Raw genomic sequence first — 10,714 nt, 5'->3', positions numbered from 1 at the left:
TCGAGTGCTGAAGGAGATTGGCAACGATGTTGAGGATCGTTTCGGTTTTCCCGGTTCCCGGCGGCCCGTCGATCACGCTGATCCTGTTCCTGAGGGCCTTGGCGACGGCGTCGCGCTGGTCCTCGTTGCCGTTGAAGGGCAAAATGACGGGGCGATCGGGATACTGCGTTCCCCCGTTCGCCCCGTCGAGATAGGCGGCGAGCGCGCTGTCGGGGTCGATGAAATCCAGCCTCTCGTGCCCCTTTCTCGTCCAGTTCTCAGGGCCAAGAAGCTTGACGACGTCCTTCCAATAGCGGCGAACTTCGGCCGCGCGGCCGTCCGCGGCCGCGGAGGAGACGATTTCCACCGCCTCGGCGGGGTATGTGTACGCGCGGTCGTGCGAGACGATTCGGACCCATGAGTACTCCCGGTCCCAGACGTCCGTGAAAAGCGCGGCCGTCAGGCTCCCTCCCCATCCGCGGCCGCGCACCCGCAGCTGCTCCTCCGGCTCAATCCTTATCTCGTGCGAATATTCGAGAAGCCGGGCATTCGGGTGGCTATACGAATAGGCCGTCCCGCAGTCCGCATACTCGATCCGCACCTTTCCGTCCGCAAGGCTGCAACGTCTGACTTTCTTTGTTTGATCCCTGATTTCGCGCCCGCTGCGCGGCGGGGCCAGGATAAGATATCGATCCGGATCGACCATTGCCACACCTCGTCAACTGTGCTGCGTGCCACTTTTTACTTTAACGTAAGCATCAAGCGAACGCCAGACTCTATCCCTGGGAATTTGCGGAAGGCATGGTCGAAGTTTCCCCAGACATGGGTGTCAGTACCCGTGTCGTCTTGCTTGAGAATCGCCTTGGAGGCGGCAGGAAGCGGGTATCGTCAATCAAGCACGCGGAGAGAATCAGTCGTCTGAAGCCGATCGGCCCGGAAGAACCGGCTGTCCGCAACAAGTCACGCAATCGTACTAACATGCAGAATCGAGGGACACCATGGCAGTGCTCGCAGCAGGCCGACGGCATTCCGTCGCTTGCACGGCGGAGGGAAAGGCCGTGGCCGCCGGATATCGCCGCGGTGGCGAATGCGCCGTGGACGAGTGGACTGGCATCGTCGCCGTAGCGGCCGGAAACGTTCACACCGCAACCAACACAGGCCGCTCGCACACCGTCGGCCTTCGGGCCGACGGCTCCGTCGCAGCAACCGGATGGAACGGGCACGGGCAGTGCGATGTCGACGGCTGGAGCGACGTCGTCGCCGTCTCCGCCGGGTGGCGCAGAACCCTTGGAGTGCGCAAGGACGGGTCGGTTTTGGCGCTGGGCAGCAACGAAGAAGGCCAGTGCGACGTCGACGGCTGGAGCGACGTGTCCGCAACCGCCTGCGGCGATTGGCACTCCGTGGGGCTCAGGCGCGACGGCACAGTCCTGGCCGCCGGCAACAATCGCTACGGCCAGTGCGACGTCGACGGCTGGAGCGACGTCGTCGCGGTCGGCGCGGGCTGTCTCCACACCGTGGGGCTGCGCGAAGACGGCACGGTTGTGGCGGCCGGATGGAACCGCCTGGGCCAGTGCGACGTCGAGGATTGGTCGAGGGTCACGGCCGTGGCCGCGGGAAGCCGCCATACGGTCGCGCTTTTGACGGACGGCACGGTGCGAGCGATCGGCGACAACAGAGACAAACAGTGCAACGTCCAGTCCTGGCGCAGAATCGTCGCGATCGCGGCGGGCTCGGGCCACACGCTCGGGCTCCGGGACGACGGCCGGGTGCTCGCGGCAGGCCGCAACGAGTACGGCCAGTGCGACGTCGGCTCCTGGCGGGCAATCCGCATGCCCTAGGGAAAACGTCCCCGCCCGTTTCAACCCGCAACGTCCCCGCCCGTTTCAACCCGCGCGGCAGACTGCGGACAGTCCGAATGCCCCTGGAGGAGGGGGCCTCTTCCCCCGTATCATTGGCCTATGGTGCAGCTTCCTCAGCCGGCTCGCAGCATGGGACGCCCGCTGCCTTCGCGCAGGCGCGTGGCGCTCCAGCCCGAGGAACCGCCCGCTCCTCAGTGGCGGGCCAGCGACATGCGCACATTTTTCGACGTCGTCTTCTCGCTTTGCGGAAGGCATTCTGACCGCCCGGGGATAATCGCGGCGGACGGGCGCGGCGGCGCGGGAAAGACAACCCTTGCGTCGAAGCTCGCCGCGGCGGCTCCCGGCGCCGAAGTGCTGCACATCGACGACCTCGACTGGAACGAGCCCCTTTTTGGCTGGGACCATCTGCTTGTGTCGGCTCTCGGCGAGCTCCGCAGAAGCGGCTCGCTCGATTTCACCCCTCCCGCATGGCCTCGGCACGGGCGCGAGGGTTCCATCGCCGTTGCCGCGGGCGCGCCATTCGTCGTCGTGGAAGGAACGGGCGCGGGAATGCGCGCGGTCGCGGACCTCATCGACGTCTGCATATGGGTCCAGACCGACGACGCCGCCGCCGAGGAACGCGGCATTCGGCGCGACACGGAGGAGGGAACCAACGGCGACGCCGAAGAGTCCGTCCGATTCTGGCATTGGTGGATGGCCGGCGAACGCGCGTTCTTCGCAGCCGACCGTCCCTGGGAGCGCGCGCATCTCATCGTCTCAGGCGAGCGGCTGCCCGGGCTGGGCGACAACGAGATCGCGTGGGCCGAGGGCCCGATCTGACCGACCGGGCAACCACCAGGCAACCGGCCGGATTCGATCGACCAGGAATCGGGCCCGATCTGGCAGGTCCTAGTCAATCAGGGCGCTTCGCGAGCGCTTCTCCGCCTGCCCTCGCCGCGGGCGGAGAAAAACGCCGAGGGCGGCGGCGAATGCCGCGACGCCCGCCCCGAGCAGAACGCAGAACGCCGTCTGGGCGCCCGCCGTCGTCCCGGCCACCACGTCTCCAGAGCTGCCTGCCTGCGCCGAGTTGACGATCGCAGCCGCCACAGCCGTGCCGACAGCGCCGCCGAGCTGCTGGACGGTGTTGAAGGCGGCATTGCCGTCCGCTTGGAGCTCCTCGGGCAGCGAACGCAAGCCGTGCGTCATCGAATTCGACAGGGAGAGCCCCTGGCAGATCGGGAAGAAAGCGTAGATGACGGCCAAACGAACGGCCGAGCCTTCCGCCCCGAACGCAGAAAAGCAGGCCAAAGTCGCCACGCCGACTGCGGCGCCCGCAAGGATCGGCCGCTTCGCCCCGAACCTGTCGAGAAGCCTTCCTCCGAACGGGGTGAGGATCGCTCCGATGACGCACCCGGGCAACAGCAGGCACCCGGCGGCGAAAGAGCCCGTCGATTTGGCGACCTGCGCGAAATACGGGATGAGGTAGCCCAAGGCCAGCACCGCGGCTTGGATCAGCACGGCATAGGCGAGGCTCAGTGAATACGTGCGATCGGCGAAAATCCGCACTCTCAGCAGCGGTGCGTCAGAGCGTCGCGAAATCCATGTGAATCCGGCGAGCAAAGCGAAGGCAAGCGCGAGCAGCCCGAGCGTCTTAGGGCTTGTCCAGGCGCCTTCGGAGGCCGCGTTGGCTGCGACGACCAGCGCCGTGAAACCCGCCGCGACAAGCAGGAACTGAACCGGGCTGAAACCGACCTTCTCGACGTTGCGCGCCTGACGCACAGTCAGCGCTCCGAGAACAAGGGAAAGGCCGAGGAAAGGCAACAACACGAGGAAAATCGAACGCCAGCCGTAAGCCTCCACGAGAAATCCCCCGAACGAGGGCCCCACCGCGGGGGCTATGGCGATGATGAGCGTCGCGAAGCCCATCATGACGCCAAGTTTTCCGACGGGCGCCTGCTGCAGCACGATGTTGAACATGAGCGGCAGGGCGATCCCGGCGCCGATTCCCTGCAGAATCCGCCCGACGACGAGAAGGATGAAGTGCGGCGCCGCCGCGCACACCGCCGTCCCGGCGACGAAGACGGCCATGGCCGCCAGAAACAGCGTCTTGTTGCGGAATCTGCGATTGAGGAACGATGAGATCGGCATGATCGCGGAGAGGACCAGCAGATAGGCGGTCGTTACCCATTGCACAACGGCGGTCGTCACGCCGAATTCCTTCATAAGCGCCGGAAACGCGATGTTCAGCGCGGTTTCGACGACGACGCCGGCAAAGGACATGATGCCGACCGCCGCCACGGAGACGACGAGCCGAGCGTCCAAGCGCCTTTCGAAATTCGACATGCTCCCGCTTTCGTCTCGTCTGCCGCGCAAACCGTGCGGCAGACGCGGCCTTAAACCGCAACAAGTTTAAACCCGCTCTGAGCACTTGACTTGCACGGCTCCCGTATTCGTTTTGCTTTCAATCGAAGATTGCAGACGGAATTTCGGCCCCGGCTTGACCGGAATCGACGTTCTTGATCGTCTGAGCGCGGACGAGGACGCGGACTTCAAGGTCGATCCCATCGACAATCTCACCCTTCAGATCCCTGAATTCTGATGAGGCCCCTCGACACGAATGTTTGAGGATTCTCGACACGAATGTTTGAGGACTCGGCCCCGTCGGAAGCCTCGAACAAAAGCCGGCGCGCTTGAAGGCAAAAAACCCCAGTTTCTCGAGACGAATGGACCAAGTCGCGACCTTTGAGTTCGGTTAGCCTTTCCTAAGCGATATATGACGGCAGGGCCGACGCACGTCTGCCCGGCCGGAGAACCCTGAAAGACCCCGGGGCCGCGCCCTTGCGACGTCGGCGCCGCCCTCGCGAAAGGACCGCCATGAACATGAACGACGTGCAGCAGACCCTTTTCTTTCCGCTGATGGGCCGGGCCGACGCCGCTCGCCGCTGGCCCGATCTGTTCCCCGACCCATGGGCGGAGCACGCAATGGGCATCCGAGAGGCGGAAGGAAGCGCCGCCCAGCAGCTCGGCGCCTTTCCGTCCGCCGTCTACGGACTGCGCCACCTGCTCACAATCCGCGAGATCAACGCGTATCTCAAGGACCATCCCGGCGCCGCGGTCGTGAACATAGGCTGCGGGCTCGACCGGGTCGTCCACGAGATCGCCGACGCGGACTCCCTCGTCTACAACGTCGACTTCCCAGAGGTGATCGAGACTCGCGAACGCTGGATTGAGCCTCACGAACGCGAAATCGCCCTCCCCTATTCGGCGACCGACCATCGGTGGATGGACCAGGTCGACGCCGGCAAGGGGCTCGTAGCGATAGCGGCCGGGGTCTTCTACTACTTCGAGGTCGAAGAGGTCAAAGCGCTCGTGCGGGAAATGGGCGCCCACTTCCCCGGCAGCAGGTTGTGCTACGACGCCGAATCCCCGAGGGTGACGGCGGGCAGCGAGAAGAACATCCGCCGCAACGGCACCCCCGACGCCCGCATGCCCTTCCGCGTCAAAGACCCCTGCAGCGCGCGGACCTGGAGCGACCGAATAGACGATGTGCGCGTCGAGTTCGACTTCTCCTCCTACCTTCCAGCGTCCAAGCGGGCGAAGCTGCCCAGAGGCATTCGCTTCGCTTTCAGGTTCTTCCGCATATTCAAGGGAATGTACGAGGTGGTCATCACCTTCAAGTGACACCGCCGGCGGTCGACGCGGGCGAACCCGGCCAGTCGGCGCCGGCGAGCAAGCGGGAGAACCCGGCCGGCCGGTCCCACACTCCGCCAAAGGAAAAGGCCGCGCGGTCGGCAAACGGCAAAACCAATTGACGGGCGCTCTAAAAGCTCGACGAGGAGCCGGAGCTGCTGCCGGAACCGCCGCTTGAGCTGCCGCTGAAGCTGCTGCCTGAACTGCTGTCCGACGAATCGTCGTCGAAAACAGCCTTTACGACGCCCACCACGACTGTGAAGATTGCCCCCAAAATCAAGGCGAACGTCAATGGGGCTTTGCCGACGTTCGAAGGCCTCGGCGGTGGAAAGTCGAAGGCGGATCGAATTGTCGCGTACTGATTGTAGCTGCCTGAGACGCCGTTGACCTTCCAGGAGCCGCTGTAGGACTTTCCATCCTGTTCATAGCTTTCGAGGAATCGGTCGCCGCGCCCTAAGACGCCAATCCTGAACGCTGCACGAACAAAGCTGCCGGCCCTGTCGTGGATTTCATTGGACGTCTTGTCCAGTTCTTCGAGTGCGTCGGAAGGCACGGTCTCGCCCGTTTCAAGCTCTGAAACAAGAGCTTCGAGTCGCGCCAGCCGAAGAGAAACCCACGCGTCCAGCTCCTGGGCTTCCTCAAAGAAGAGAGCCTGCACAGGCGGCGATCGGAAGCCGGAGAGCTTCCCGACGGATTCTCGCAACCGGAGGATCCGCTCCACATCCTCCATCACACGCCCGACTTCGTTCGCCCAAGCGTCTTTCCAACCGGGAGACATGGTCAGCAATTCGGCCGCATTGACAACGGCTCTACCCTGTGAATCCAAGGCGAATGCACGCTTTCGAAACGCTTTCGCCGACGTCGCCGCACACTTCCTAAACCAGTCCGGGCCGGAGAAACCGCCTACGAAATCCTCCGCGATGCGTGGGAACCCCGCGTACTCTTTGCAAAATGCCTGATAACGGGCAATCGCTTCGGTGCCGTAGAAGCTGTCCTCTGGAATCAAATCGGCGCACCGTCCAATGGAATCGTAGTCGCGCACGACGCGCGAGTAATAGTCACGCGCGGCCCGAACGTTCTTAAAAGCCTTCAAGCCAGACCGGAAGTACAGAAACAGCCACACTGCGCCGCCGATGCTCACTACACCCGCCAGGGCGAACATCCCTATAGTTTCCCAAGCGCCAGAGTTCGCGGCGTCGGCGTACTCCCTCGCCATGGACAAGACGCCGCCCCGCCAATCTGACCTTCGGAACTGGCCTTTCGCCGCGTTCTGAATGTCCTTCTGATCGTCCATGGAAAGCTGGACATCCTCGCCAAAGTAACAGCCTACCTTCCTCCCTTCAGGGGAAACCGCGAGAATCACGAGGCCGTCCCGAAACCTCTCGGGATACGGCACCGGGTTTTCAAGCAGAGCAGTCGGATCGGGCTGTCGATGGGCGTAGTCAAGTACGGCATGGTCAAGCGAACCGGACAATCGTCCAGGCATGGTGAGCACCACGATGCGGACCCGCTTGTCAAAGGTCAGACCCTCGATTTCCGCCCCCACCCGCGTGCCGCGAAGAACTCCCGCCTCGTCGCGAACCTCCACGGAGGGATGGAAACTGCCGCCGGCGGCAAACCAGTATCCGCAGAAACCTGGGAACACAAGAACGAGAGCGAGTCCCGCTGTCACTTTGACGGCAAATAGAAGAAGCGATAAGAACCTGTCCACAAACAAAGCGAAAAAACGTCGCATTTATTTCTCTTTCGTTTCACAGAAACTTCTCACAAAGACGAGTGTAGGCCAGCGATCGCGGGCGAAGAAGTCGAATCCGCACTTCGGCGAAAGCTGGGGAGAATCGCCCGGGACGCAGACGCACAGACCTGCAATTGACCCTGTCAAACCGGACCAGAACTTAGAAAAGACGCTCTAAAGTGCGCAGAAGTTCAAACCGACAAAAGCTGCACAGCCTGCCCGTTTCGCCGTCACGCATCTCCGAGGATCTCGCCGTGGACGACGGCGAACCACCCGTCGTCGCTCGCGCCCCACTGCCGCCACCCCTCAGCCATCGCCTGGAGGTCAGCGGCCGTGGCCAGGTCCAGCTCGCAGGCTCTGGGGCCGAACGAGCTGAAGCAACGCTCCGCCCACGTCGCCGACCACCACGAGCGGTCGCGCTCGGCGGCGAAACACCAGCTCGAAGCTGAGGCCGTCACATGAGCCAATCCCGCTCGGCGCGCCCAAGAAAGAAGCCTGCTCCCGGCGTCGGGCTCGCCTCCGTTGGCCCGCGCGGTCGCCATGTACGCGGAAAGCCACAGGTCCATGCCTTCCGGCCGCGGGAACCAGCTCATGGCGGAGTACACGGCGTCGCGCACCGCAACCGTCCCTCCGGGGCGGACGACTCGGCGCATTTCCTTGAGCGCCGCCACGGGATCGTGCACGTGCTGAAGCACCTGGTGGGCGTGGACCACGTCGAACGCGCCGTCTTCGAAGGGCAGCGCGAACGCGTCGCCGACGGCCAACTCGACCCCGCCCAATAAGCCTCGGGCCGCCAGGGTCGCACGGGCGGCTTCAATCGCCGAGGGCGAGGAGTCAAGCGCAACGACCCGCCCGGGCGCCACAAGCTCGGCCAAATCGGCGGTGATGGAAGCCGGCCCGCATCCGACGTCGAGCAGATCCATGCCCGGATGCAAGCGAGGAAGGAGGTAAGCGGCCGAATCCAGGGCGCCGCGACGCGAGTGCCCTTCGAGCACAGCCGGGCTGTGCCCGTGGGTGTACCGATGCTCCGAGGCCTCGCTCGGGCGGCCTGAAGGGCCCCGGCCTGCTAAATAGTCCGACGGACCCCAGTCTGCCGGACGGCCCGACGAAGCTCGGCCTGCCGGACGATCCGAAGGAAGGCGATCCGAAGGGTCAGAAGCGCTGCGGGCGTTTCGGCAGCCCCCGCAACCGGGTGCGTCTGCCGGGGCGCCACCCTCAAGAGAATCTGCGTGCATGCCACAAGTATCTTCTCGGGAAGGCGTCGAATGCTCAGACGTCCAAAACTCGGACCAAGATGTTGCCCCAAAAAAAGCAAGTCATATATGTATAATCATATATTTGCATAATCTCATACATGCATGAAAGAATAGGGTTATGGAGCTCAAACACGCAATCCTTGGAATGCTCTCGATCACGCCGCTGAGCGGCTACGACCTCAACCGGGCATTCGTCGGCAGCGTCGCGCACTTCTGGCATGCAGACCAATCCCAGATCTACCGGACGCTCGACCGGCTCGCGGCCGACGGCGCAATCAAAACCAAGGTGATTCGCCAAAGCGGCAAACCCGATCGCAAAGTCCACTCCCTCACTCCGGCGGGGCGCGGCGAATTGCATCGTTGGCTGACGTCCCCCCTCGAAGAGGAGAAGATCAAAGAGCCGTTCATCGCGCGCGTCTTCTTCGCGGGCTCCCTCAGCCGCGCCGAGATCGAACGCATCCTCGACGAACGCGAGCGGCAGGCGAAAGAAAAACTTCAATCGCTCAAAGCCCTCGGGCGGCCCGTGGACGACTTGCCGTCGGCCCTCCGAGACGCAACGCTGCGCAAAGGAGTCCTCGACGCCGAAGCGGAGCTGACGTGGATTCAAGAGACCCGCGGCGTCCTAGAGCGCCACTCGCCGCAATCGCCGCCGGAGGATTCGACGCCTCCTTCGGATCCCGCAGAAGGCGCTTAGGACGACGGCGCCCCTCTGCCGCATGAGGGAACCTTCGCCGTCGGACCAAACCAAAAAGGCGCTCCGCCAAAGGAAGGAAAGATGAACATGTCAGAGAAAAACATGTCGGGCAAATCAGCGAATTCGGCAAACGCCATAAACGCGAAAGGCCTTGAGAACGGCAAGAAACCGATAAATCCCGAAATCCCCGGGAGCATGGACGGACTCGATTCCGCAACGATCCTGGAGACCTTCGACGCGGCGACAATTCTGGCGACGTATCCGCTGGAGCACGGCCCGCGCGAAGGCGAGACTATCGTCATGCTGCACGGCGGAAACATGGCGGGGTGGACATGGGACCTCCAGGTGCAGGCAATGCCCGAACGCCACATCCTCACCCCCGACTTCCCCGGATACGGAAGAAGGACGAACGAAGCCTGGCCGGGAATGGCCGGGGCCGCCGCTGACATTGCGGAGCTGATCCGCACGCACGCCATTGGCGGCAAGGCACACGTGGTCGGCCTTTCACTCGGAGGCTTTGTGTCCGTGGAACTGCTCAGGCACTATCCGCAGCTCGTGCGCTCGTGCACGATCAGCGGCTCCGCCGTTTCCGGCTACGCGCGGTGGGAGCGCGCTCTGATCCGCGGCCAGGCGCCGTTGTGGACCACGCGTTGGTACTGGGCGGCCCAAGCCCGCGCATTCGGAATCGCCAAGGAAGAGAAAGAACTGTTCGTTCTCACCACAAGCAGTCCGAGCCGCGAAACGAACATGCGTCTGGTCAGAGAAGCCGGCTTTGGGATCATACCCAAAAGACCCACGAAAACGTTCGCCTATGACGGGCCTTTCTTGGCGGTGTGCGCGGAACACGACTCGGCCTCGATACGCCGAGCCTTCGGCCCGCTGCGAGCGTGCTTTCCCCAGCTGCGCATGTGGACGGCCCCCGGAATGCACCACGCATGGAACGGGGAGAATCCGGAACTGTTCACTCAAATGGTCGCCACACACATAGACACGGGCGAATGGCCCGAGTCGAGCAGGCAACGGACCTGAAAGACGACGCCCACAAGGGTGAGAACCCGTGAACGGCAACGCTTGGCCCGTTCTCTAACCAGGCTCAAGGCAAGCCAACTTAAGAAAAGGCCGACTTTGAGACAAACCATGCCAGGCGAGCAAGTTTGACACAGGCCCGGCTGGCCCGGCCAGGCCCAAAACAGGCCGGGCCGGTCGGATTCAAAACAGGCCGGTCCGACGATAGGTGTGCGCACTCTAAAGGCCAATGACGCCGTCGGAATTGCCGCCCGCAAACGGTCAGCCGACGAGAATTCCACCGTCAAAAGCGTCTCTGGCCCGCAAGCAGGAAACGGTCGGCGCGTTCCGTCGCCCCAAGCCTCGTCTCTCGTTGTGGACACGGTGGCAATCAGACGCACACCCGGGAATAATTCTATTTATGATACAGAATAACAAACATGGCGCTTGGGTCCCAAAAGAGACTAAAACCATTGGAGAGGAGAAAAAGGGCGTTCAGCGTCCTCTTATCGCTCGA

9 protein-coding genes are annotated in these 10,714 nt (G+C 63.3%); 5 read left to right on the top strand and 4 right to left on the bottom strand.

Annotated elements, in window-relative coordinates; all coding sequences use genetic code 11:
• A partial coding sequence (locus tag ACO48X_RS06440; protein WP_485001282.1) for an AAA domain-containing protein occupies positions 1-685 on the bottom strand: 685 nt, incomplete at its 3' end.
• 292 nt (positions 686-977) lie between these two features.
• Here ACO48X_RS06440 and ACO48X_RS06435 point away from each other — a divergent pair.
• Complete coding sequence (locus ACO48X_RS06435) at positions 978-1,817, top strand: RCC1 domain-containing protein (RefSeq protein ID WP_485001281.1); 840 nt, start codon at positions 978-980, stop codon at positions 1,815-1,817.
• Between the two features lie 120 nt (positions 1,818-1,937).
• On the top strand, positions 1,938-2,657 hold the full coding sequence (locus ACO48X_RS06430; protein WP_485001280.1) for a uridine kinase family protein: 720 nt from the start codon (positions 1,938-1,940) through the stop codon (positions 2,655-2,657).
• A gap of 69 nt (positions 2,658-2,726) precedes the next feature.
• On the opposite strand, the gene ACO48X_RS06425 is transcribed toward ACO48X_RS06430, so the two are convergent.
• A complete protein-coding gene (locus ACO48X_RS06425; protein ID WP_485001279.1) occupies positions 2,727-4,160 on the bottom strand; it encodes a DHA2 family efflux MFS transporter permease subunit in 1,434 nt (477 codons plus the stop codon).
• Between the two features lie 531 nt (positions 4,161-4,691).
• Here ACO48X_RS06425 and ACO48X_RS06420 point away from each other — a divergent pair.
• On the top strand, positions 4,692-5,498 hold the full coding sequence (locus tag ACO48X_RS06420; RefSeq protein WP_485001278.1) for a class I SAM-dependent methyltransferase: 807 nt from the start codon (positions 4,692-4,694) through the stop codon (positions 5,496-5,498).
• Between the two features lie 139 nt (positions 5,499-5,637).
• Here ACO48X_RS06420 and ACO48X_RS06415 read toward each other — a convergent pair whose 3' ends face one another.
• Both ACO48X_RS06415 and ACO48X_RS06410 read right to left on the bottom strand, forming a co-directional pair.
• Positions 5,638-7,095 (bottom strand): DUF5129 domain-containing protein, encoded by a 1,458-nt coding sequence (locus ACO48X_RS06415; RefSeq protein WP_485001277.1) that lies wholly within the window; start codon positions 7,093-7,095, stop codon positions 5,638-5,640.
• A gap of 377 nt (positions 7,096-7,472) precedes the next feature.
• Complete coding sequence (locus ACO48X_RS06410; protein ID WP_485001276.1) at positions 7,473-8,237, bottom strand: class I SAM-dependent methyltransferase; 765 nt, start codon at positions 8,235-8,237, stop codon at positions 7,473-7,475.
• A 379-nt stretch (positions 8,238-8,616) separates the two neighbouring features.
• Between ACO48X_RS06410 and ACO48X_RS06405 the strand changes: the two genes are divergently transcribed.
• Positions 8,617-9,192 (top strand): PadR family transcriptional regulator, encoded by a 576-nt coding sequence (locus ACO48X_RS06405; protein ID WP_485001275.1) that lies wholly within the window; start codon positions 8,617-8,619, stop codon positions 9,190-9,192.
• An 87-nt stretch (positions 9,193-9,279) separates the two neighbouring features.
• The gene (locus tag ACO48X_RS06400; RefSeq protein ID WP_485001274.1) at positions 9,280-10,221 is read left to right on the top strand and encodes an alpha/beta fold hydrolase; all 942 of its coding nucleotides are present in this window, start codon (positions 9,280-9,282) and stop codon (positions 10,219-10,221) included.
• The last annotated feature ends 493 nt before the right edge of the window (positions 10,222-10,714 follow it).

This window comes from Peptidiphaga sp., assembly GCF_057238965.1.
Note: the sequence above shows the minus strand (reverse complement) of the source record. Positions and strands in the feature narration are given on the sequence as shown.

Excerpts from the sequence above, each read along its gene's own strand:
- ACO48X_RS06435 (WP_485001281.1), top strand. The coding sequence starts at position 978 with ATGGCAGTGCTCGCAGCAGGCCGACGGCATTCCGTCGCTTGCACGGCG.
- ACO48X_RS06430 (WP_485001280.1), top strand. The coding sequence starts at position 1,938 with ATGGTGCAGCTTCCTCAGCCGGCTCGCAGCATGGGACGCCCGCTGCCT.
- ACO48X_RS06425 (WP_485001279.1), bottom strand. The coding sequence starts at position 4,160 with ATGTCGAATTTCGAAAGGCGCTTGGACGCTCGGCTCGTCGTCTCCGTG.
- ACO48X_RS06420 (WP_485001278.1), top strand. The coding sequence starts at position 4,692 with ATGAACATGAACGACGTGCAGCAGACCCTTTTCTTTCCGCTGATGGGC.
- ACO48X_RS06405 (WP_485001275.1), top strand. The coding sequence starts at position 8,617 with ATGGAGCTCAAACACGCAATCCTTGGAATGCTCTCGATCACGCCGCTG.
- ACO48X_RS06400 (WP_485001274.1), top strand. The coding sequence starts at position 9,280 with ATGTCAGAGAAAAACATGTCGGGCAAATCAGCGAATTCGGCAAACGCC.